We start from the raw sequence: 23321 nt of genomic DNA, 5'->3' as shown, positions 1-23321 counted from the left end.
AAAAGTGGAGAGAGAAAAACTGGAATTCACTATAGGTTCCCACCCTCGCGTTCGCTTCGACTCTTACAATTGCTTACCAAGCCGGCATATCCGTAACAGGGCGCTTACACAAACCCGCTGTCATGTATGCATAAGCGCATGGTTTGGCCTGCTTCGGAGCAGCCCTCCGTGTTCGGGTTTATACTGGACTTGCGCTACCTCATGCGTGCTGCACGGCACCGAGGCCAGCGCTCACATCGGGTGAACCATGGGCTCCACTTTCAAGAATTCCTGTCTCGTCGGCCTGGGCGTCGTTGCCGGGGTTGCCGCCACCATGCAGTTTTCGGCGCTGGCCCAGAAACCGGTCGAGGCGGGCATGCCGCTTGCTGAGCTGCGCCAGCTGGCCGATGTCTATGGCGTCATCAAGTCCACCTACGTCGAACCGGTCGAAGACAAGGCCCTGCTGTCGGAAGCAATTTCCGGCATGGTGGCCTCGCTCGACCCGCATTCGGCCTACCTCGACCCGCGCGCTTACCGCGAGCTGCGCGAAGGCACCGAGGGACGCTTCGTCGGCCTCGGCATCGAGATCTCCGAGAGCGAAGAGGGCTACGTGGAGATCGTCGCCCCGATCGAGGATTCCCCGGCCTGGCATGCCGGCATCAAGGAAGGCGACCTGATCACCCGGATCGACGGCCACCCGGTGCAGGGCCTGCCGATCGACGAAGCGATCAAGCGCATGCGCGGCGAGCCGGGCAGCAAAGTCACCCTCACCATCGCGCGCAAGGACAGCCCCGAACCGCTGCGCTTTACCATCGCGCGGGGCGAAATCGTCCAGAAAAGCGTCAAGGCGAAGATGGTGGAGCCGGGCTATGCCTGGCTGCGCATCGCCCAGTTCCAGGAGCCGACCGTGGACGACATGGCGGCCAGGCTGCAGGCCCTGTACCGCGACAACCCGGACATGAAGGGCCTGGTGCTCGACCTGCGCAACGACCCGGGCGGCCTGCTGCAGGGCGCGATCGGTGTGGCCGCGGCCTTCCTGCCCAAGGATGCCGAGATCGTCTCGACCAACGGCCAGCTGCCGGACTCGCGCCAGCGCTTCTACGCCCGTCCCGAGTTCTACATGCTGCGCAGCGGCGCCGATCCGCTGGCCAGCCTGCCGCCGGCCTTCAAGAAGCTGCCGATGGTGGTGCTGGTGAACACCGGCTCGGCCTCGGCTTCCGAGATCGTGGCCGGCGCCCTGCAGGATTACAGGCGCGCCGCCATCCTGGGCAGCCAGACCTTCGGCAAGGGCTCGGTGCAGACCATCCGCCCGATCGGCCACGACGCCGCGGTCAAGCTGACCACCGCGCGCTACTACACCCCGGCCGGGCGCTCGATCCAGGCGCGCGGCATCCTGCCCGACTTCCCGGTCGACGAAACGGCCGACGGCGACGGCTTCAACGCTTTACGTATGCGCGAAGCCGACCTCGATCGGCACCTGTCCAACGACCGCGAGAAGGAAGCCGCCACGCGCCAGGAAGACATCGAGGAGCAGATGCGCCTGTGGGCCGACGCGCGCGCGCGTAAACCAGTCGATTACGGCAGCGCCGACGACTTCCAGCTGGCCCAGGCCCTGCGCCACCTGAAGGGCGAGAAGGTGCAGCTGTCCAGGCGCGCCGTCCCCACCGCGACGACGCTGGCGCAGCAGGAGCACTGAGCTCCTTGCACGCAGGTCAAGCTTGTCATTTCCGCCAATTCCCAGCCCCGGCATGAGCGTGTAGAATCGCCGCATCTCTCGGGAAACCCCGGTTAATGTCTTTGAAAGTCCCCAATATGAAACCTGTCGTGATCAGCGGCACTGGCCTGTTTACGCCGCCGTATTCCATCTCCAACGATGAGCTGGTAACGGCTTACAACGCCTACGTCGACCTGTACAACCAGGAGCACGGCGCCGCGATCGCCGCCGGCGAAACCACCGCGCTGGAGCACTCGAGCAGCGCCTTTATCGAAAAAGCCTCCGGCATCAAGTCGCGCTACGTGATGGAAAAGGAAGGCGTGCTCGACCCGACCCACATGACGGCCCGCATCCCGGAACGCGCCGACGAACAGGTGTCGCTGCAGGCCGAGATGTGCGTGGCCGCCGCGCGCGAAGCACTGGACCGCGCCGGCAAGCAGGCGTCGGATATCGACATGGTGCTGGTGGCCTGCTCGAACATGCAGCGCCCTTACCCGGCGATGGCGGTCGAGGTGCAGGATGCGCTGGGCATCGAAGGCTTCGGCTTCGACATGAACGTGGCCTGCTCCTCGGCCACCTTCGGCATCCAGACGGCGGTCGACGCGGTGCGCAGCGGCCGCGCCCGTGCGGTCCTGATGCTGAACCCGGAAATCACCAGCGGCCACCTGAACTTCCGCGACCGCGACAGCCACTTCATCTTCGGCGACGCCTGCACCGCCGTGATCGTGGAAGCAGCGGATACTGCGACCAGCCGCCACCAGTGGGAAATCCTGGACAGCAAGCTCAAGACGAAGTTCTCGAACAACATCCGCAACAACTTCGGCTTCATGAACCGCTTCGACGAAGCCGGCATCGGCGCGCCGGACAAGCTGTTCCGCCAGCAGGGCCGCAAGGTGTTCAAGGAGGTGTGCCCGATGGCGGCCGAGACGATCGCCGACACCGTGAAGAACGCGGGCCTGGAGATCAAGGACGTGTCGCGCTACTGGCTGCACCAGGCCAACCTGAACATGAACCAGCTGATCGCCCGCACCCTGCTGGGCCGCGACGCGGAGCCGAGCGAGGCGCCGGTGATTCTCGACACCTACGCCAACACCTCGTCGGCAGGGTCGATCATTGCGTTCCACAAGTACCAGGATGACCTGCCGAGCGGCGCGAACGGGGTGATCTGCTCCTTCGGCGCCGGTTACTCGATCGGCTGCGTGGTCGTTCGCAAGAAGTAAGCTTGACTGCGTGGGCGGCAGCGCTGCCCACGCAGCAGAGTGTCGATCACAAGCGCGCAGCCAATTCGGCGCCCTCCCGGATCGCCCGCTTCGCATCCAGCTCCGCCGCCAGCGCCGCCCCGCCGATCTTGTGGAAACGCGGCCCGCCGGTCGTGCCTTCCGCCGGCATCAGCTCCGCCAGGCTCTCCTGCCCCGCGCAGATCACCACGTTGTCCACCTCCAGCACGCGCGCCTCGCCGCCGACGGTGATGTGCAGCCCCGCGTCGTCGATGCGCTCGTACTGAACGCCCGCCAGCATCTGCACACCGTTGCGCACCAGGGTCGCGCGGTGCACCCAGCCCGAGGTCTTGCCCAGGCCCGCGCCCGGACGCGTGCTCTTGCGCTGCAGGAGCCAGACTTCGCGCGGCGGATGGGGCCTTGCCGGCGCCACCAGGCCGCCCGGCGTGCTTGACGCAGGATCGACGCCCCACTCCGCCATCCAGTGCGCGGCCGGCACCGGCAGCGGCACGGCCGGGTCGTGCACCAGGAATTCGCCCATGTCGAAGCCGATCCCGCCGGCGCCGATGATGGCCACGCGGCGGCCCACGGGTTTCCCTTCGCGCAGTACGTCGAGGTAGCTCAGCACCTTCGGGTGCTCGATGCCGGGAATGCCTGGCTTGCGCACCTTGATGCCAGTGGCGACGATCACGTCGTCGTAGCCGCCGGCGAGCAGCTCGTCGCGGCTCACCCGGCGGCCCAGGCGCAGGTCCACCCCGGTAAGCGCCAGCTTGCGGCCGAAGTAACGGATGGTCTCCGCGAATTCCTCCTTGCCCGGCACGCGCATGGCCACGTTGAACTGGCCGCCGATGCGGTCCAGGGCATCGAACAGCGTCACCTGGTGGCCGCACTCGGCTGCCACGGTGGCCGCCGACAGCCCGGCCGGGCCGGCGCCGACCACGGCCACGCGGCGCGCCCCGGCCGTCTTGCGGTACACCAGTTCGGTCTCGTGGCAGGCGCGCGGGTTGACCAGGCAGCTGGCCCGTTTGTTGGAGAAGGTGTGGTCGAGGCAGGCCTGGTTGCAGGCGATGCAGGTGTTGATTTCGTCGACGCGGCCTTCGGCCACCTTGGCGACCCAGTCGGGATCGGCCAGGAAGGGCCGCGCCATCGACACCAGGTCGGCGCTGCCCTGCGCCAGCAGCGCTTCGGCGTCCTGCGGCATGTTGATGCGGTTCGAGGCGACCACGGGGATGCGGACTTCGCTGCGCAGGCGCGCCGCCACCTGCGCAAAGGCGGCGCGCGGCACCGAGGTAACGATGGTGGGCACGCGCGCCTCGTGCCAGCCGTAGCCGGTGTTCAGGATCGTGACGCCGGCGGCCTCGAGGGCCCTGGCCACCGCCACCACTTCGTTCCACGTATTGCCGCCTTCGACCAGGTCGAGCACCGAATGGCGGTACATCAGGATGAAGTCGGGGCCAACCGCGGCACGGATGCGGCGCACCACCTCGAGCGCCAGGCGCATGCGGTTCTCGATCGGGCCGCCCCAGTCATCAAGGCGCTTGTTGGTGCGCGCGCACAGGAACTGGTTCAGCAAATAGCCTTCGCTGCCCATGATTTCAACGCCGTCGTAGCCGGCCATCTTCGCCAGCTTCGCGCAGCGCGCATAAGCGGCGATGGTGGCCTCGATACCGGCGGCGTCCAGCGCCTTCGGCTTGAACTTCGAGATCGGCGACTTCAGCGCGGAGGCGGAGACCACGAAAGGCTGGTAGCCGTAACGCCCAGCGTGCAGGATCTGCAGCAGGATCTTGCCGCCCTCTTCGTGCACGGCACGGGTGACGCGCCGGTGGTTGGGTACGTCGCCGATGACATTCAGGGTGCCACCGAAGGGCAGCAGCCAGCCCTGGCGGTTGGGCGAGATGCCGCCGGTGACGATCAGGCCGGCGCCGCCCCGCGCGCGTTCGCGGTAGAACGCGGCCAGCTTGCCGTAGTTGTAGAAGCGGTCTTCGAGACCGGTGTGCATCGAGCCCATGATCACGCGGTTCTTCAGCGTGGTGAAACCGAGGTCGAGCGGGGCGAGGAGATGGGGATAAGTGGTGGACGTCATCACGGCATTACACCGTGATTTCGTGGAGGCGTGTTTCTAAACTTCCAATTCGACCTCAGGCCAGGTGGCTTTCGCGGTCGCGCAGTTCGGCGAAAGCTTCGATGCTGCCGATGTTGACCGTGACCGGGCGCAGGATCGCATCCGGCGACATCGACCGCCAGGCGAACTGCCATTCCTTTTCCTGGGCCTGGCCGGCGCCCTTGGTAAAGGCCGCGCCCAGGCGCGAGCGCACGCCGTATTCCACCGGACCGTCGATGCCGGCCCAGTCAGGCAGGGTACGCTGCACCGCGCGGTGCAGGCGTTCGCCGAACAGTTCGGTGTTATGGATCACCAGGCAGCTGTCGGCCGGGCCGAGCACGTCGAACAGGCGCTTGTCCCATACGGTCGAAAACGACACGGTCAGGAAGAAGCCGGCGGGCACCAGGCGGAACTGGCCGCGCAGCGCGGCTTCCAGTTCGGCATGCGGCGCGTAGCGGTGGAGGGTCGGGGGGCGTTGATAGTCGTGCATGCTGTACTCGATCATTCGGTGGGTGCGCTCTGGCGTGGCTGTTGCAGGGACAGCGTGTGCTGCATGCGCATGAAGCGCGAGGCGATGAAGATCTCGCGCAGGAAGTAGACGAAGCTGCTGATCAGGCCGACCATCGCGAACACGAAGAGTCCGGCGATGTACTGGTCCAGCGGCAGGTTGGTGGTATCACCCAGGAACAGCATCGCAATCACCAGGCAGACCATCAGGCCGCAGCCGGTGCTGGAAGTGATCGCGGTGTTGATCAGGTGCGAGCGGGTGTAGAGGGTTTCGAGTTCGGCCGATTCCTCGTTGCTGGGGCGGACCTTGAGGCGGTCTTCGAGCACCCGGGTGCGGTCGATGATGCGCGCCAGCCGGTTGGTCAGCACGGTCAGCTTGGTCGCCACGCCAGTCAGCAGGAAGACCGGCGCGATCGCCAGCTGGATGACGTGGCCGATGTCGCTGATCTGGATATTCATGGGAAGCGCAATGTTGTTGTAGGTTTGAGCATAGTGTAGCAGCCGCGGCGCGCGACTGGCACCCCGCGCCTGTCAATCAAAGCGGCCGTGGCGCTTGAACTGCTCGGTGGCGTTCACCAGCGCGCGGGCGATACCGGTCTCGAGGGCGCCGTGGCCGCCGTCCGGAATCATGTGCAGCTTCGCCCCCGGCCAGGCCTGGTGCAGGCGCCAGGCCGACAGCGGCGGGCAGATCACATCGTAGCGGCCCTGCACGATGACCGCCGGCAGGTGGGCGATGCGTCCGATGTCGCGCACCAGCTGGTCCTCTTCCAGGAAGGCGCCGTGCAGCATGTAGTGCGACTCGAGGCGGCCCACGCCCAGGTCGAGCGCGTCGGACGAGGCTTCCTCCGGCTGCGGCAGCAGAAACACGCGGCGGCCTTCGAAGCGGCTCCAGGCGCGCGCGGCTGGCCAGTAGACCTCGGGATCGCCGCACAGCAGGCGCTCTGCATAGGCCTTCAGCAGGTCGCCGCGCTCTTCCTGCGGAATCGGGGCCACGAAGTCTTCGTACAGCTCGGGGTAGAACCACTTCACGCCGTTGATGAACCAGTCGACTTCCGCCTTCGTGCACAGAAAGATCCCGCGCAGCACGAAGCCGAGGCAGCGTTCGGGGTGGGACTGGCCGTAGGCCAGCGCCAGCGTCGAGCCCCAGGAACCGCCGAACACCAGCCATTGCCGGATGCCGAACATCTGGCGCAGGCGCTCGATGTCGTCGATGAGGAGCTGCGTGGTGTTGTTGCGCCACTCGCCCAGCGGCGTGGACTTGCCGGCGCCGCGCTGGTCGAACAGGATCACGCGGTAGGCGCTGGGGTCGAAGAAGCGCCGGTGCTGGGGCGACAGGCCGGCGCCCGGCCCGCCGTGCAGGAACAGCACCGGAATGCCGTTGGGGTTGCCGACTTCTTCCCAGTAGATCGTGTGCAGCTCGTCGACGGCGAGCATGCCGTGGCGGATGGGCTGGATCGGCGGGAACAGGGACGGCGGCGTGGCAGGCATGGTTCTCTTTCGGCGGGTGACAGCCGATTGTAGCCTACCGCCACGGCGTTTCAGAAGAAGGTGTTGAGCGCCTCGCGCACGTTGTAGGCGTCGTCCACCGCCAGCAGGACCTGCCACTTGTCGAAGGTGGTGCAGGGATGCGAGATGCCGCAGCCGACCAGGTCGCCCACGCGCAGCGCGTCGCGCATCCCGCCCTCGGGCAGCGACAGGTAGGCATGCTGGTCGTTCATCTTGACGATCTCGCAGCCGGGCGGCAGCGCGCTCGGCGCCCCTGCCTCGCCCGGACGGTGGGTGAACAGCGGCGTCGGCAGCGCTTCGTCATAGGATGCGTCGCGCTTGCCCATGGTGAGGATGGCGAGGCCCGGTTCGGGGCGCGACTGCACCGTGCTCCACACCTCCAGCGCCGGGCGCAGGCCCTCGCCGTGGGCTTCGCGGGCGTCCAGCTGGGCCAGCAGGCGCTTATATGAGCCGTGGTCGCTGGTCAGATAGCAGCCGCTGCGCAGCACGGCGCGCACCGGGCGCGACAGGCCGTCCACGCCGGCAAAGCCGCGCGCCACCAGATCGAAGTACGAGGAACCCCCGGCCGACAGCAGGATCTCGGCGCTGCCGAACAGGCCTTCGCCGTCGGCCGTTTCGACCAGGTCCACCAGCTCGGCCAGGAAGGCGCGCACCGCGCGCAGGTCGGCCTCGCGGTCCTGGCTGACGAGCAGACCTTCGTAGCCTTCGAACCCGGCCAGCACCAGGCCGTCTGCCCCGGCGATGGCGCGCGCCACGTCGAGCGCTTCCCTGGCGGTGCGGCAGCCGGCGCGCTTGCCGGCCAGGCCGAGTTCCACCAGCACCGGCAACGGACGCGCCAGGCCGCGTGCGCCCGCCGCTTCCGACAGTCGCGCGACACCGGCCAGGGAGTCGGCCAGCACGAAGCACTCGAAATCCGGATCCTCGTGCAGCAGCGCCAGCACGGCGGCAATGTCGGCGCGTGCCACCAGCTGGTTCGCCAGCAGCACGCGGCGCACGTTGAAGCGGTAGGCCACCTGGACCTGGGTGGCGCTGGCCAGGGTGATGCCCCAGGCGCCATTGGCCAGCTGGGCCGCGAACAGCTGCGGACTCATGGTGGTCTTGCCGTGCGGCGCCAGGGTGGCGCCGTGGCGCTCGCAGAAAGCCTTCATCCAGGCCAGATTGTGCTGCAGTGCCGACGTCTTCAGCACAGCCACCGGGAAGGAGGTGTCGCCGCGCAGCACATTCCAGCCCTGCAGGCCGACCGCGCCCTGGCGCAGCGCTTCGGTGATCGGCAAGCCCTTGGTGCCGGGCAGGAGCAGGTGTTCGTCGAGGCTGGACAGGGCGAGGCCGTCGCGGGGCAGAGTGTGCATGGCGGTCACTGGTTAAAAGTCGTTGCGGCTATTGTACCGAGGCTGGGCGAGGCGAAAAAAAAGCACCGCCGCAGCGGTGCCTTCCCTTGCGTCACGACCTCGGCATTACTGCATGTGCTGGCCGCCATTGATCGCGATATTCGCGCCGGTCACGAACGCCGCTTCTTCGGACGACAGGTAAGCGACCAGGCCGGCGACTTCTTCCGGTTTGCCCAGGCGGCCCATCGGGATTTGCGGGATGATCTTGGTTTCCAGCACTTCGCTCGGGATGTCCATCACCATCTTGGTGCCGATATAGCCTGGCGAGATGGTGTTGACGGTCACGCCCTTGCGTGCCACTTCATAGGCCAGCGCCTTGGTGAAGCCGTGCATGCCGGCCTTGGCCGCCGAGTAGTTGGTCTGGCCGAAGGCGCCCTTCTGGCCGTTGACCGAGGAAATGTTGATGATCCGGCCCCAGCCGCGCTCGACCATGCCGTCGCAGACCGGCTTGGTCATGTTGAACACGGAGTCGAGGTTGGTCTTCATCACCGCGTCCCAGTTCGGCTTGTCCATCTTCTTGAAGGTCATGTCGCGGGTGATGCCGGCGTTGTTGACCAGCACGTCGACCGGGCCGACTTCCTGCTCGACCTGGCGCACGCAGGCCTGGGCCGAATCGTAGTCGGACACGTCGCAGGGATAGGCCCGGAAGTCAAAGCCCTGCTCTTTCATCTGGGCCAGCCAGCCGTCGGCCTTCTTGTTACCCGGCGAATACGTCGTGACGACCTTGTATCCCAAAGCGGCCAGCTTGATGCACACCGCCTCGCCCAGGCCGCCCATGCCGCCCGTCACCAATGCTACTCGTGCCATTGTCTTCTCCAGTTTTAGTTGTCAGTCACTGCTACCGCATTTACTCCAGGCGGTCAGTCGCGTTCGACCGCCAGCGCCACGCCCATGCCGCCGCCGATGCACAGGCTGGCCAGCCCGCGCTTGGCGTCGCGGCGCACCATTTCGTGCAGCAGGGTCACCAGCACGCGGCAGCCGGAGGCGCCGATCGGGTGGCCGAGGGCAATCGCGCCGCCATTCACGTTGATCTTCGAGGTATCCCAGCCCATTTCCTTGTTGACCGCGATGGCCTGGGCGGCGAAGGCCTCGTTGATTTCCATCAGGTCGATGTCTTCGTGGGTCCAGCCGGCCTTTTTCAGGCACAGCTGGGTCGCCGAGACCGGGCCCATGCCCATGATCGACGGATCCAGGCCGGCCGAGGCGTAGGCCTTGATGCGCGCCAGCGGGGTCAGGCCCAGCTCCTTGGCCTTGGAGGCGCTCATCATGATCACGGCGGCGGCGCCGTCGTTGATGCCGGAAGCGTTGCCGGCGGTGACGGTGCCCTCTTTATTGAAGGCGGGGCGCAGCCCGCTCAGGGCTTCCAGCGTGGAGCCGTGCTTCGGGTATTCGTCGGTGTCGAAGATGGTCGGGCCCTTCTTGGAAGGAATCTCGACGGGGATGATCTCGTCCTTGAACTTGCCTGCTTTTTGGGCAGCTTCGGCCTTGAGCTGGGATTGCAGCGCGAATTCGTCCTGTTCGGCGCGCGAGACCTCGTACTTGCGCGCGACGTTCTCGGCGGTCACGCCCATGTGGTACTGGTTGTAGACGTCCCACAGGCCGTCCACGATCATGGTGTCGACCAGCTTGGCGTCACCCATGCGGAAGCCGTCGCGCGAGCCGTTCAGCACGTGCGGCGAAGCGCTCATGTTTTCCTGGCCGCCGGCGATGACGATCTGGGCGTCGCCGCACTTGATGGCCTGGGCCGCCAGGTGGGTAGCCTTCAGGCCGCTGCCGCACACCATGTTGATGGTCTGGCCCGGCACCATGTCGGGCAGGCCGCCCTTGATGACGGCCTGGCGTGCCGGATTCTGGCCGGCGCCGGCGGTGAGGACCTGCCCCATGATCACCTCGCTGACCGAGGCGGGGTCGATGCCGGTCCTGGCCAGCAGTTGGCGGATCACGTGCGCGCCGAGTTCGGCAGCAGGGATCTTGGCCAGTGTGCCGCCGAACTTGCCGACCGGCGTGCGGCCAGCGGCCACGATGACGACGTCTTCCATGTTGATCTCCCTAATTCCCGGCGCCGCCGGGCGATTGTTCAGACAGCAGGGTTGCGAAACCATGCATGTTACGGTGGGTGGGGTGCTGATGTTTGAGCAAAATCAATCTTATCAGTTTACTCACCGAATACAACCGCGCGACGACTGGCTTGCGCTGGGATGTTGCGCGTTTTTTGAACAGCAATGGAACACCCATTTCTACTAGGAATCATGCGTACGTAACTGTCCTTTCGGTCAAATTTCACAGTAGAATGCACGAGCGCAACGCCAACCAGACTGTTTTATGCCGAAAAACCCAAGCTCGCTGCCCATCGAAATCAAGATCTCCACGGTCGTCGCCATCTCGACGATCCTGCATTCGGCCGACCCGGTCGTGATCGATGCAGCCCTGCGCCAGATGACGGGCGGGGTGTCGGATTTCTTCGAGGACGAGTTCGCGGTGATCGACATCGCCGCCATCGCCCATGAGGGAGAGGCGATCGACTGGCCGGCCCTGGTGGCGCTGCTCAAGAAATACCGGCTGAACGCCGTCGCCGTGCGCGGCGCCGGCCCGGGACTGGCGGACACGATCCGCGCCCATGGCCTGTCGCTGGACGACGGCAGCAGCGGCGTGCGCGCGCCCGAGCACAAGGATGTGCAGGAAGCAAGCGCAGCGGCGCCGGCGCCGGCGCCCGAGCCGACCCCGGCGCCGACGCCCGCCCCGACCGCCGCGCCGGCTCCGGCCCCGGTATCGGCCATGATCATCGATACCCCGGTGCGGGCCGGCCAGCGCATCTATGCGCGCGGCAGCGACCTGATCATTACCGCGGTCGTGAACAATGGCGCGGAAATCATTGCCGACGGCAGCATCCACGTGTATGCGCCGCTGAACGGCCGGGCCCTGGCAGGCGCATCGGGCAACCCCGAAGCGCGCATCTTCGCCCTGGCCATGCAGCCGGAACTGGTGTCGATTGCAGGCGTGTACCGCACCTTCGACGACGGGTTCCCGAACGACCTGACGCGCCAGCCGGCCCAGATCCGCCTGGTCGGCGACCGGCTCGACATTTCGTCGCTGGCGCCGGCCTCGCGTGCATAATCCCCCATAGACCGCAGATACCTGCTAGAACTGTAAAGGACCTTTTTGTGGCACGAATTATTGTTGTGACGTCCGGCAAGGGCGGTGTGGGCAAAACCACTTCGAGCGCAAGCTTTTCGAGCGGCCTGGCCCTGCGCGGCCACAAGACCGCCGTCATCGACTTCGACGTCGGCCTGCGCAACCTCGACCTGATCATGGGCTGCGAACGCCGCGTGGTCTACGACCTGATCAACGTGATCAATGGCGAAGCGACCCTGAACCAGGCCCTGATCAAGGACAAGCACACCGACAACCTGTTCATCCTGCCGGCCTCGCAGACCCGCGACAAGGATGCGCTGAGCGAAGACGGCGTCGAGCGCGTGCTCAACGACCTGGTCCAGATGGGCTTCGAGTTCATCATCTGCGATTCGCCGGCCGGCATCGAGCACGGCGCGCTGATGGCGCTGACCTTCGCCGACGAAGCGATCATCGTCACCAACCCGGAAGTGTCCTCGGTGCGCGACTCGGACCGCATCCTCGGCATCCTCCAGGCCAAGTCACGCCGCGCCCAGAGCGGCTCGGAGCCGGTCAAGGAACACCTCTTGATCACCCGCTACTCGCCGAAGCGCGTGGACGCCGACGAAATGCTGTCCTATCAGGACGTGCAGGAAATCCTGCGCATCCCGCTGATCGGCATCATCCCGGAATCGGAGTCGGTGCTGCACGCCTCGAACCAGGGCAATCCGGCGATCCACTTCAAGGGCACCGACGTGGCCGACGCCTACGAAGACGTGGTGGCCCGTTTCCTGGGCGAAGACCGTCCGCTGCGTTTCACCAACTACGAAAAGCCGGGCCTGTTCCAGCGCATCTTTGGAGCCAAGTGATATGCCTATCCTGAACTTCCTCTTTCCCAAAAAAGAGAAGAGCGCGACAGCGGCCAAGGAGCGCCTGCAGATCATCATCGCCCGCGAGCGCACCAACCGCGCCGGCCCGGACTTCCTGCCGGCCCTGCACCGCGAGCTGATCGAAGTGATCTCGAAGTACACCAAGGTCAGCGCCGACGACATCAAGATCTCGCTCGACCGCCAGGGCAACCTGGAAGTGCTGGACGTGAACGTGGTGCTGCCGGACGCCTGATTCGCCTGCCCGCCGCGAACCGATGCCAGTCAGTGCAGCTGACTGGCATTTTTTTTATCACTCGTCGTCTTCGGTCGAGACTTCCAGCCTGAGCTCGCCGACCCCAATCACGCCGCCCCTGGGGCTGTGGTCGCCGTTGATGCGCACGAACGAGAGCGACAGCGCACTCAGTTCATCGGCCAGGGCGCCGGCCAGATGACGCCGGATCGGGTAACGCAGCTGCACGGCCCCACCCCCGTGATGGGCGGCGCTGTTGATCTTGAAGGCACCCAGGTTGCCGATGTACAGGTTCAGCGGCCGTCCCAGCGCCGTGCGGCGCGAAGGAATGTTCAGGTACAGCTCGTAATAGAAGCCGCCCTGTTTGGCCAGCTCGGCCAGTTCGACGCTGTCGAGCGTGATGTGCACCGAACGGTAAGTGTCGGCGCGGCCCGGGATGCGGCCCGCCTTGTTGCCCCCGATCGCGGCCAGCGTGCGCGCATGCTCGGCACTGATCGGCAGCTGGACGCTGAGCGAGTTCTCGTCTAGGCCGACCTTCTCGGCACCGCTCAGCGCGAACCTGCCCTTGCCGGTCTCGCGCGGCGACGGGATGCGGAAGGACCCGACCGGCGGCAGGGACGAGGCCAGTTCGCGCGCTCCCGCCTGCGCCCGCCGGATGTTCGGGTCGGCGAGGCGCGCCAGCGGCAGCCGGGTCGGCAGCGCTTCGTTCGCGTAGCGGTAGCCCAGGCTGCTGCGATTGCTGTAGGTCGACAGGCGGGACAGGCTCAGGCTGCTGTTGTAGACGTGGGTGCCGGACCAGTAGGCGTTGGTGGTGGCCGGCATCTTGCGTCCGCCGCCCGCGCTCACCCAGGCCACCCAGAGCCGGTCGATGTTCGCATGGTGCAGCCAGAAGATGGGATCGATGGGCGACTCCATGGTGGCCATCACTCCGCCGATCAGGTCATGGACCGGGTTGTGCGGCGCGTCTTCGCACAGGGTCTCGAAGGCATTGCTGGTGCCACGCTGGAAGTTGAGCACCGTCGGCGCGAAGGGCGCCATGGTGAGCACCGGCCGCACATTGGTGTTGATGCGCGCCACGAACAGTGGATTGGCATTGTTCGGGTTGGTGAACTCGGCCGGCAGGTTCGGGTAGCTGTAGTAATCCCAGTAAGGCAGGACCAGCAGGCTGTCGCCGGACACCGTGCGCAGGCGGCGCTCGAAGTGATACAGGTAGCCGCGGTGCCAGGCCAGGAAATACGGAATGCTGTGCGGGCACTTGTTCAGGTGGATGCTGGTCCAGTACGCCCAGCTGTTCGGGTCGGCCGCATTGGTATTCGCCTTCATGAGCCGGACCGCCTTGAGCAGCGAGTCGTAGCGCGGCGTGGTCTTGAAGGCCTGCCACTCGGGGCGGATCTTCAGGGTGGTCTGGGCCAGCACCTCGAGCGGCAGGCTCGCCGCGCCGAGTGCGAGCGCGGAGCGCTCTAGGAACGCCCGCCTGCCTGGTCTTGCCTGTGTCATCGTCAGCCTCGTCTGGTCGATTGGTCGATTCGACGATACCGGGCCGGTCCCGGCGGGGCTTGAGATGGCGCGACCCGGCGCCAGCCCTGTCAGCGAATCGCTGTCCGGGCTGTGCTGGATCAAAGTTTCCGAATGGATCTAATGCTAGGAAATTTCCGGTTTGCAGCTTCTAGACTGGCACCTGGGCCGTTCCCATGTCGATCACGCGCGCCTTCTGCAGCTCGCGCGCCACCTTGGCGCAGGCTTCCACGTGCTCGTATCCCATCTTGCGGAACAGTGCGAAGCCGATCGCCGCCGAGGCCACCTGCCCGGCAATCGGTACCACCTTGGTCACGGTCTTGGCCGCGATCTTGATGCCGGCGCGCTTGAACAGCTGCAGCACCAGGGTCTTGGTCACAAGCTTGCCGACCAGCATGCCGCCCACCGAAGCCGCCGCCTGGTAGGCCAGCACCCGCATACGGGGATGGAGGCGCTCGATCTGCTGCTGGCTCAGGCCGAACTCCTTGTTCACTTCCTCGACCAGCACGGTGAAGGTGGTCAGGTCGGACAGCACGTCCACGCCCGGCAGCGGCACCGCCGCCACCCCGGCCGATACCAGGGCGCGCTTGCGCACCATCTCGCGGCAGCGCTCACGCGCCAGCTCGATGTCGGCGCCGGTCACCGGCTCCAGTTTGGGCGCCTCGCTAGTTGCCGCCACGTCTTTCTTTTTGCGTCGAAACAACATATCGCCTCCGGATTACCATCGTCGGGACAAGTGTAACGCCCTCTGGCGTTTCGCCTTAACACAACAGAAGCAAGTTTCATAACGCAAATTCGTTATTTTTCCGTAGCGCTATTTTGTGAAAGTCTGCTATATTCGGTTTAACCCTTGTAGGACCCTTCCTACAAGGGTAACCTTACCAGTAGATGTCCTATGAAGATCGCCGTTCTTGAGCAAGACCGCAGCCAGGCCGAACTGATTTGCCAGGTGCTGACCGCCGCCGGGCATACCTGCCACGCCTACGACAGCGCCAAGGAATGCCTCGCCCAGCTGCGCAAGGAAAACGCGGACATGCTGGTCATGGATTGGAACGTGCCAGACATGGAAGGCGCCGAGATACTGCGCCGGGCCAAGGAAAAAATGGCCTCGAACGCACCGACGATCTTCCTGGTCGGCAACAATGCCGAGGACGACATCATTGCCGGCGTCACCGCCGGCGCCGACGACTACCTGGTCAAGCCGCTGCGCCGTGGCGAACTGGTGGCGCGCGTCTCGGCCCTGCTGCGCCGCGCCTACCCTTCGCAGAACAGCGCCGAGCAGCTGCAGTTCGGCCCCTTCACTTTCGAAACCCGCCCGGGACGCCTGCTCAAGGATGGCTCGATCATCGACGTCACCCAGAAGGAATTCTCGCTGGCGCTGCTGTTCTTCCGTAACATCGGCCGCCCGCTGTCGCGCGCCTACATCCACGAATCGGTGTGGGTGCGCGATACCGACGTGCCTTCGCGCACCATGGACACCCATGTCTCGCGCGTGCGCAACAAGCTGAGCCTGCGTCCGGAGAACGGCTTCCGCCTGGTGCCGGTCTACAGCTACGGCTACCGCCTGGAAAAACTCGGCGCTTGATGCGCTTGCCTGCATTATCGTAAATGCACCAGGGCGGCCGGCCCCGGCCGGTCCCTGAAACCCTGCTCGCACAAGGGTATAATGGCTGTAACCCTGTCGACCCCGTCCCACCATGCAACTGCTTGCCGTTGGCCTGAACCATACCACCGCACCGGTCTCGCTGCGCGAGCAGCTGGCGCTCGCGCCTGACCAGCTCGGCAAGGCGGTGCAGGCGGCGCGCAGCTGGTTCGCGCGCCAAGGTTCGGGGGTCTCCGGCGACGAAGCGGCGATCCTCTCCACCTGCAACCGCACCGAGATGTACGCGGCCAGCGACATCGCCAATCCGCTCGACGCCTCGGCCCAGTTCCTGGCCCACTACCACGCCCTGAATTTCGCCGAGCTGCGCCCCCACTTATATATGCTGCCGCAGGACAGCGCGGTGCGCCACGCCTTCCGCGTCGCCTCCGGGCTCGATTCGATGGTGCTGGGCGAGCCGCAGATCCTGGGCCAGATGAAGGATGCGGTGCGCAGCGCCGAGGAAGCCGGCGGCCTCGGCACCTACCTGCACCAGCTGTTCCAGCGCAGCTTCGCGGTGGCCAAGGAAGTGCGCACCACCACCGAGATCGGCGCCCACAGCGTGTCGATGGCAGCGGCCGCGGTTCGTTTATCGCAGCGCATTTTCGACCGCATCGCCGACCAGCACGTGCTGTTCATCGGCGCCGGCGAGATGATCGAGCTGTGCGCCGCCCACTTCGCGGCCCAGAACCCGAAGTCGGTCACCATCGCCAACCGCAGCATGGAACGCGGTCAGCTTCTCGCCGCCCGCTACAACGGCGAGGCGATCCGCCTGGCCGACCTGCCCGAACGCCTGCACAGCTTCGACATCGTGATCTCGTGCACCGCCTCGACCCTGCCCCTGATCGGCCTCGGCATGGTCGAGCGCGCAGTCAAGGCGCGCCGCCACCGTCCCGTGTTCATGGTCGACCTGGCCGTGCCGCGCGATATCGAGCCGGAAGTCGCGCGCCTGGACGACGTCTTCCTGTATACCGTGGACGACCTGGCGCAAGTGGTCCAGACCGGCATCGAGAGCCGCCAGGCCGCCGTGGCCCAGGCCGAAGCCATTATCGAAACGCGCGTGCAGTCCTTCATGAACTGGATCGGCGACCGCGCCATGGTGCCGGTGATCCGCGACCTGCACGAGTCGAGCGAGGCGCTGCGCCTGGCCGAACTCGATCGCGCCCGCAAGCTGCTGGCGCGCGGCGACGATCCCGAGGCGGTGCTGGAAGCGCTGTCGAAGGGCCTGACCGCCAAGTTCCTGCACGGTCCCCAGCAGGCGCTGCACCACGCCCAGGGCGACGAGCGCGCCCGCCTGGCCAGCCTGCTGCCCCAGCTGTTCCGCGGCCGCCGTTAGCGGCCCTCTACCGATCCGTCGTGCGTCCTGCCGTGGACGCGTCCCGGCCGCCCTGCGGCTACCAAGACTCTATTCGAACCCCATGAAACCATCCATGCTGGCCAAGCTGGACCAACTGGCCAACCGACTCGTCGAACTGGACGAACTCCTGATGTCCGAAGGCGCCACCGCCAACATGGACAGCTACCGCAAGATGACCCGCGAGCATGCCGAGCTGTCGCCTTTGGTGGCCCTGTACAAGCAGTACGGCGCGGCCCAGGACGACATCGCCGCCGCCCAGGAGATGGCGCAGGATCCGGAGATGAAGGAATTCGCCCAGCAGGAGACCGAAGACGCCAAAGCGCGCCTGGCGGCCCTGAATCTCGAGCTGCAGAAGATGCTGCTGCCGAAGGACGCCAACGACGAGCGCAACATCTTCCTCGAGATCCGCGCCGGCACCGGCGGCGACGAATCGGCGCTGTTCGCCGGCGACTTGCTGCGCATGTACACCCGCTTCGCCGAACGCCAGCGCTGGCAGGTCGAAGTGGTGTCGGAGTCGGCGTCGGACCTGGGCGGCTACCGCGAAGTCATCGTGCGCATCATCGGCAACGGCGTGTACTCGAAGCTGAAATTCGAATCGGGCGGCCACCGCGTGCAGCGGGTGCCCGCCACCGAGACCCAGGGCCGCATCCACACCTCGGCCTGCACGGTGGCCGTGATGCCTGAAGCGGACGAGGTCGAGGACGTGAACATCAACCCGGCCGACCTGCGCATCGACACCTACCGCGCTTCCGGCGCCGGCGGGCAGCACATCAACAAGACCGATTCGGCGGTGCGCATCACCCACCTGCCGACCGGCATCGTGGTCGAGTGCCAGGACGACCGCAGCCAGCACAAGAACAAGGCGCAGGCGATGAAGGTACTGGCGGCGCGCATCAAGGACGTGCAGATCCGCGAACAGCAGTCGAAGGAAGCGGCCACCCGCAAGAGCCTGATCGGCTCGGGCGACCGCAGCGAACGGATCCGCACCTACAACTTCCCGCAGGGGCGCCTGACCGACCACCGCATCAACCTGACGCTGTACAAGCTGGACATGATCATGGACGGCGACCTGGCGGAGCTGACCAATGCGCTAGCGGCGGAGCACCAGGCGGAACTGCTGGCGGCGCTCGGGGATTGATTTTGTAGGGTGGGCGGGTCTCCCGCCCACGCGTTCAACTACCATTAGCACTATCGCGAATATCATCCTGTCGCGACCACCGCGTGGGCGGGAGACCCGCCCACCCTACGTTAAGCAAAGATTAAGTGGTAACGCAGGCTTCATGCGAGAATGGCCCCCGTCCGAACCACACCGATAACAACACCATGATGCTGCCTTCCAACCGCCAGATCCTGTACGCCATCTCGTCGATCTGCTTCGCGCTGATCGCGGTCGCCCTCTACCTGCAGCACATCCAGCAGATGCTGCCCTGTCCGCTGTGCGTGATCCAGCGCTACATGTTCCTGGCGATCGGCGTGGCCAGCCTGGTGTCGGCCATCAGCGGCAAGGTCCGCGAAGGCACCGTGCTGGCCCTGCTGGCGGCGCTGGGCGGCCTGTACACGGTCGGCAAGCACCTGTGGGTGATCGCCCATCCGGGCTTCACCTGCGGCATCGACCCGATGGAGACCTTCCTCAACAAGATCCCCACCGCCGAATACCTGCCCTGGCTGTTCCGCGCAGACGGCCTGTGCGAAGGCGCCACCGATTCGCTGATGGGTCTCGCGATCCCGCAATGGTCGGCGGTCTGGTTCGTGGTCCTGACCCTGCTGCTGGCCTTCGTCCTGCTGCGCAAACCGGCGCGATGACCACGCAGGTAGAAGCCGGCGCCACCCTGCGCCAGCTGCAGGCGGGGCTAGGGCTCGACCCACTGGAAAACCGCATCCTGCTGTGCCATGCGCTGGCTTTGCCGCGCGTGGCCCTGATCACCCAGTCCGAGCGCGCCCTCACTGCCGACGAAGCGGCGCGCCTGGCAAGCCTGGTGCAGCGCCGCCTCGACGGCGAACCGATCGCCTACATCGTCGGCGAGCGCGAATTCTTCGGGCTGCCGTTCCGGGTCGCACCCGGCGTGCTGATTCCCCGTCCCGACACCGAACTGATCGTCGAACTGGCGCTGGAGCGCCTGCCGCAAGGGGGCCGCCTGCTCGACATGGGCACCGGCAGCGGCGCCATCGCCGTGGCCTGCGCCCACACCCGCCGGGACGCCGTTGTGACCGCGCTCGACCTCAGCGACGAGGCCCTGGCCATCGCGCGCGCCAACGCGGCAGCCAACGGCGCCAGCGTGCGCTTCCTACGCAGCGACTGGTTCGCGGCCGTGGGTGAGGAGCGCTTTGAGCTCATCGCCTCCAATCCGCCCTACATCGCGGCCGGCGACGCCCACCTGGCGCAGGGCGACCTGCGCTTCGAGCCGGTCGGGGCCCTCACCGACCATGCCGACGGCCTGTCGGCCCTGCGCAGCATCATCGCGGGTGCCCCCGGCCACCTGGTGTCCGGCGGTTGGCTGCTGCTCGAACATGGCTACGACCAGGCCCATGCCGTGCGCGACTTGTTGCAGGCACGCGGCTTCAGCGACGTGCAGAGCTGGCGCGACCTGCCCGGCATCGAACGGGTCAGCGGCGGCCGCCTGCCCTAGCTTGCGCGACGCCGGCCGCGGCGTTGCTACAATGACCATTCCTTGACTGCCAGCCCCGACGGGCAACGCATGCGCAAACTGTTCGCTTCGATCATCCTGCTCGCTCCCTTCGTGTGCGGCGCCGCCGACACGACGACCGAGTCCGCGCGCCGGCTGTTCGAGCGCGAATGGCAGTGGCAGCTGCGCCAGCAGCCCGAATACGCGACCGGCATCGGCGAGCATCGCCACGGTGGTCTGCTGTCCGACACCTCGCTGGAGGCGCGCGCCGCGGCGGTCGAACACGCGCGCAAGGTGCTGGACGAAGCGCGCCGGCTCGAGCGCAGCGAACTGCAGGGGCAGGACCGCATTTCCTACGACCTGTTCTTGGCTGCGCGCGAACGCGAACTGGCGGCGGCCGCTTTCACCGCCTTCGATCCGCAACCGATCAGCAGCTGGGACGGCCTGCACCTGCGCCTGCCGCGCCTGGTCGCGCAGATGCCCTTCGCCACCGAGCAGGATTACCGCAACTATCTTGGACGCCTGAACGCGCTGCCGGCCCACGTCGATGGCCTCATCGAGCAGATGCGCGCCGGGATGCGCGCCGGCTGGACCGTACCGAAAGTCGTCCTCACTCCAGTGCCGGAAGCCTTGCGCCGCCTGCGCGAAGACATCGCTGCCGGGCCGCTGTTCGCGCCGCTCCAGCGCATCCCCGCAGCGATCGAAGCGGAGGTGCGCGAAGACCTGGTCGACGGCGGCATCAGCGCGCTGGCCAATGCCGCGGTCGCGCTGTACCGGCTGGAAGACTTCCTGCGGGCCGAGTACCTGCCCGCTGCGCGCGACACCATCGGCGCGGCCAGCCTGCCCGGCGGCGCGGCCTGGTACGCCTTCCTGGTGCAGAGCAGCACCACGACCGGGCTGTCCCCGGCCGAGGTGCACGCGATCGGCCTGAAGGAAGTGGCGCGCATCCGCGCCGAGATGGCGGCGCTGGTGCCGCGCACCGGCTTCAGGGGCGGCCTCGATCGCTTCCTCGTGTTCGCGCGCAGCGACCGGCGCCTGTTCTTCGCCCAGCCCGACGCGCTCCTGGGGCGCTACCGCAAGGCGCTGGCGCGGGCCAAGGCCAGGCTGCCGAAGATCGTCGGCACCGTGCCGACCGCGGAGATCACGGTCAAGCCGATGCAGGATGGGATCGCGCAGCCGGTGGCCTATTACGAAGCCGGCAGCGACGAGCGCAGCGCCGCGCTGGTGGTCAACCTCACGCAACTGGGCACGCGCTCGATCTGGCAGGTCGACAGCGTGGCCCTGCACGAAGGCCTGCCGGGCCACCACCTGCAGGTGGCGCGCGCGCAGATCCTGTCCGAAACTGCGCTGCCCGCCTTCCGCCGCCACGCATGGTTCGACGCCTTCGGCGAGGGCTGGGCCACCTATGCCGAAGGCCTGGGCGCGCAGCTCGGCTTCTTCGACGATCCGTTCTCGCGCTTCGGCCAGCTCAATGAAGAGATGCTGCGCGCGGCGCGGCTGGTGGTGGATACCGGCATCCATGCCCAGGGATGGTCGCGCAAGGAGGCGATCGACTACCTGAACGCGCACACCGCCAACCCGCCGCAGGACAACGAGGCCGAAGTCGACCGCTACATCGCGCGCCCGGCCCAGGCGCTCGGCTACAAGATCGGCCAGCTGCGCATCGCCCTGCTGCGCGACCGCGCCCGCGCGGCGCTGGGCGGACGCTTCGACCTGCGCCGTTTCCACGATGCGGTACTCGGGAACGGCGCGCTGCCGGCCGACCTGCTGCAGCGCCAGGTCGAGGCCTGGATCCTGAGCGAAAAAGAGGCAGGCCGCCCGGCTGCGCCGCGTGCCAAAGGGACTGCCGGCCAGGAATGAGGGGCCTCCCGGCGCGCCGCGCGTTTTTCGGTTACTCTCTGCTCCAATCCGCATTGGCAGTATAAGAAAGGAAACACCCGTGTCGAATCAACTCCAACGCCGCCTCGCCCTGCTCGACGACGACGACCACCGCGCCCTGCTCGGCCAGGGCCTGCGTGGCATCGAACGCGAAACCCTGCGCGTAGACCGGCAAGGCCACCTGGCGCGCACCCCGCACCCGGTCCAGCTCGGTTCGGCACTGACCCATCCGCAGATCACCACCGACTATGCCGAAGCCCTGCTGGAATTCATCACCCCGGCCGAGCACGACATCTCCGTGGTGCTGAACCACCTGGACGCGATCCACCGCTTCGCCCATGCGCGCCTCGATGGCGAGATGCTGTGGAGCGTGTCGATGCCCGGCGAACTGCCTTCCGAGGAAGAGATCGAGATCGGCTGGTACGGCAAGTCGAACATCGGCATGCTCAAGCACGTCTACCGCCGCGGCCTGGCGCTGCGCTACGGGAAGGCGATGCAGTGCATCTCGGGCATCCACTACAACTACTCGCTGCCGGAAAAGCTGTGGACGCTGGTGGCCGCCAGCGAAGGCATCATGGAAGAACGCCGCCATGCGCTGCGCGACTTCCAGTCCGAGAGCTACATCGCGATGATCCGCAACTTCCGCCGCTACAGCTGGCTGCTGATGTACCTGTTCGGCGCCACCCCGGCCCTGACCACCAGCTTCCTGCGCGGCCGCCCGCACGGGCTGCAGACGCTGTCCGAGGACACGCTCTACCTGCCCTACGCGACCAGCCTGCGCATGAGCGACCTCGGTTACCAGAACGATGCCCAGGCAGGCCTGCGCCCGCACGAGAACAGCCTGGAAAGCTACGTCACCAGCCTGATGGCGGCCGTGAACACGCCCTACGAGCCTTATCAGGCGCTGGGCACCAAGAGGGACGGCGAGTGGATCCAGCTGTCGACCAACGTTTTGCAGATCGAGAACGAGTACTACTCGACGATCCGCCCGAAGCGCGTGATCCGCACCGGCGAGCGCCCGGTGCAGGCGCTGTGCAACCGCGGGGTGCAGTACATCGAGGTGCGCTGCCTCGACGTCGATCCGTTCGAGCCGGTCGGCATCAGCCTGGAAACGGGCCGCTTCCTCGACGCCTTCCTGCTGTTCTGCGCCTTCGAAGAGAGTCCCCTGATCAGCGCCCACGAGGGCCAGGTCCACGCGCGCAACTTCGCCCGCACCGTCAAGGAAGGGCGCGACCCGGCCCTCACGCTCACCCGCGACGGCCTTGATGTGCCGCTCAAGGACTGGGCGCTGGAACTGGTCGAACGTATCCGCCCGGTGGCCCAGCTGCTGGACGACCAGCACAACGACGGCAACGTGCACGAATCCTCGCTCAACCTGCAGAAGGCCAAGATCATCAACCCGGACCTGACACCGTCGGCGCGCGTGCTGGCAGAGATCCGCAGCCTCGGCTCGGCCACCGCTTTCGGCCTGCGCCAGAGCGAACTGCATGCGGCAGCGTTCCGCGACAGCCCGTTGATGCCGGCCGAGGAAGCGCTGTTCGACGAGATGGCGCGCAGTTCGCTGGCCGAGCAGGCGGCGATCGAAAAGACGAATACCGGCAGCTTCGACGACTTCGTCGCGGCCTACAACAGCAGCACGCTGTGCGGCAACCACTGAACCTGGTCCTCC

Annotated in this window: 22 protein-coding genes; 13 read left to right on the top strand and 9 right to left on the bottom strand. The window is 66.5% G+C overall.

The genetic code is table 11. From position 1 onward, the window contains the following. Positions 1 to 247: 247 nt before the first annotated feature. A complete protein-coding gene (locus tag LK542_RS05275) occupies positions 248 to 1675 on the top strand; it encodes a S41 family peptidase (RefSeq protein ID WP_227811085.1) in 1428 nt (475 codons plus the stop codon). Between the two features lie 116 nt (positions 1676 to 1791). Further along, complete coding sequence (locus LK542_RS05270; protein WP_227811084.1) at positions 1792 to 2913, top strand: beta-ketoacyl-ACP synthase III; 1122 nt, start codon at positions 1792 to 1794, stop codon at positions 2911 to 2913. A 46-nt stretch (positions 2914 to 2959) separates the two neighbouring features. Here LK542_RS05270 and LK542_RS05265 read toward each other — a convergent pair whose 3' ends face one another. From LK542_RS05265 to LK542_RS05235, 7 genes are all read right to left on the bottom strand, one after another. After that, entirely contained in the window at positions 2960 to 4993 is a 2034-nt protein-coding gene (locus tag LK542_RS05265; RefSeq protein ID WP_227811083.1) for an NADPH-dependent 2,4-dienoyl-CoA reductase, read from the bottom strand. Between the two features lie 55 nt (positions 4994 to 5048). After that, positions 5049 to 5501, bottom strand: coding sequence for a hypothetical protein (locus LK542_RS05260; RefSeq protein ID WP_227801546.1), 453 nt, complete (start codon positions 5499 to 5501; stop codon positions 5049 to 5051). A gap of 11 nt (positions 5502 to 5512) precedes the next feature. Continuing rightward, a complete protein-coding gene (locus tag LK542_RS05255) occupies positions 5513 to 5977 on the bottom strand; it encodes a DUF2721 domain-containing protein (protein ID WP_227801545.1) in 465 nt (154 codons plus the stop codon). A gap of 72 nt (positions 5978 to 6049) precedes the next feature. Next, entirely contained in the window at positions 6050 to 7006 is a 957-nt protein-coding gene (pip, locus tag LK542_RS05250; protein ID WP_227811082.1) for a prolyl aminopeptidase, read from the bottom strand. Positions 7007 to 7056: 50 nt separating this feature from the next. Then, positions 7057 to 8373, bottom strand: coding sequence for an amino acid deaminase (locus LK542_RS05245; RefSeq protein ID WP_227811081.1), 1317 nt, complete (start codon positions 8371 to 8373; stop codon positions 7057 to 7059). 105 nt (positions 8374 to 8478) lie between these two features. After that, positions 8479 to 9219: a beta-ketoacyl-ACP reductase gene (locus LK542_RS05240; protein ID WP_227801542.1), complete on the bottom strand. Its 741-nt coding sequence runs from the start codon at positions 9217 to 9219 to the stop codon at positions 8479 to 8481. 53 nt (positions 9220 to 9272) lie between these two features. Next, positions 9273 to 10451, bottom strand: a complete 1179-nt coding sequence (locus LK542_RS05235) for an acetyl-CoA C-acetyltransferase (RefSeq protein WP_227801541.1) — start codon at positions 10449 to 10451, stop codon at positions 9273 to 9275. On the opposite strand from LK542_RS05235, the gene LK542_RS05230 reads away from it, so the two are divergent. From LK542_RS05230 to minE, 4 genes are all read left to right on the top strand, one after another. Then, positions 10450 to 10656, top strand: a complete 207-nt coding sequence (locus tag LK542_RS05230; protein WP_227801540.1) for a hypothetical protein — start codon at positions 10450 to 10452, stop codon at positions 10654 to 10656. The genes LK542_RS05235 and LK542_RS05230 overlap by 2 nt on opposite strands. A 78-nt stretch (positions 10657 to 10734) precedes the next feature. Continuing rightward, on the top strand, positions 10735 to 11526 hold the full coding sequence (gene minC, locus LK542_RS05225; RefSeq protein WP_227811080.1) for a septum site-determining protein MinC: 792 nt from the start codon (positions 10735 to 10737) through the stop codon (positions 11524 to 11526). 47 nt (positions 11527 to 11573) lie between these two features. Next, positions 11574 to 12389, top strand: coding sequence for a septum site-determining protein MinD (gene minD / locus LK542_RS05220; RefSeq protein WP_227801538.1), 816 nt, complete (start codon positions 11574 to 11576; stop codon positions 12387 to 12389). Position 12390: 1 nt separating this feature from the next. Continuing rightward, positions 12391 to 12642 carry a cell division topological specificity factor MinE gene (minE, locus tag LK542_RS05215; RefSeq protein WP_159699137.1) on the top strand — a complete coding sequence of 84 codons (252 nt, stop codon included), beginning with the start codon at positions 12391 to 12393 and terminating at the stop codon, positions 12640 to 12642. 57 nt (positions 12643 to 12699) lie between these two features. Here minE and LK542_RS05210 read toward each other — a convergent pair whose 3' ends face one another. Next, positions 12700 to 14136: a tyrosinase family protein gene (locus tag LK542_RS05210; protein ID WP_227801537.1), complete on the bottom strand. Its 1437-nt coding sequence runs from the start codon at positions 14134 to 14136 to the stop codon at positions 12700 to 12702. A gap of 169 nt (positions 14137 to 14305) precedes the next feature. Further along, a complete protein-coding gene (locus LK542_RS05205; RefSeq protein WP_227811079.1) occupies positions 14306 to 14860 on the bottom strand; it encodes a hypothetical protein in 555 nt (184 codons plus the stop codon). Positions 14861 to 15049: 189 nt separating this feature from the next. Between LK542_RS05205 and LK542_RS05200 the strand changes: the two genes are divergently transcribed. The 7 genes from LK542_RS05200 (at position 15050) to gshA (ending at position 23309) form a co-directional block, all read left to right on the top strand. Then, positions 15050 to 15739 carry a response regulator transcription factor gene (locus LK542_RS05200; RefSeq protein ID WP_227801534.1) on the top strand — a complete coding sequence of 230 codons (690 nt, stop codon included), beginning with the start codon at positions 15050 to 15052 and terminating at the stop codon, positions 15737 to 15739. 112 nt (positions 15740 to 15851) lie between these two features. Next, positions 15852 to 17129, top strand: coding sequence for a glutamyl-tRNA reductase (gene hemA / locus LK542_RS05195; RefSeq protein ID WP_227801532.1), 1278 nt, complete (start codon positions 15852 to 15854; stop codon positions 17127 to 17129). An 82-nt stretch (positions 17130 to 17211) separates the two neighbouring features. Next, complete coding sequence (gene prfA / locus LK542_RS05190; RefSeq protein ID WP_227811078.1) at positions 17212 to 18288, top strand: peptide chain release factor 1; 1077 nt, start codon at positions 17212 to 17214, stop codon at positions 18286 to 18288. A 188-nt stretch (positions 18289 to 18476) separates the two neighbouring features. Next, complete coding sequence (locus tag LK542_RS05185; protein WP_267877536.1) at positions 18477 to 18953, top strand: disulfide bond formation protein B; 477 nt, start codon at positions 18477 to 18479, stop codon at positions 18951 to 18953. Further along, entirely contained in the window at positions 18950 to 19777 is an 828-nt protein-coding gene (gene prmC, locus LK542_RS05180) for a peptide chain release factor N(5)-glutamine methyltransferase (protein WP_227811077.1), read from the top strand. The genes LK542_RS05185 and prmC overlap by 4 nt, the downstream gene beginning before the upstream one ends. Positions 19778 to 19846: 69 nt before the next feature. Next, the gene (locus tag LK542_RS05175) at positions 19847 to 21634 is read left to right on the top strand and encodes a DUF885 family protein (RefSeq protein ID WP_227811076.1); all 1788 of its coding nucleotides are present in this window, start codon (positions 19847 to 19849) and stop codon (positions 21632 to 21634) included. A gap of 79 nt (positions 21635 to 21713) precedes the next feature. Further along, complete coding sequence (gshA, locus tag LK542_RS05170) at positions 21714 to 23309, top strand: glutamate--cysteine ligase (protein WP_227811075.1); 1596 nt, start codon at positions 21714 to 21716, stop codon at positions 23307 to 23309. The last annotated feature ends 12 nt before the right edge of the window (positions 23310 to 23321 follow it).

It is taken from the genome of Massilia sp. IC2-477, from assembly GCF_020707265.1.
In the GTDB taxonomy this organism is placed as follows: Bacteria; Pseudomonadota; Gammaproteobacteria; order Burkholderiales; family Burkholderiaceae_D; genus Telluria.
This window is presented reverse-complemented; position numbering and strand designations above follow the sequence as displayed.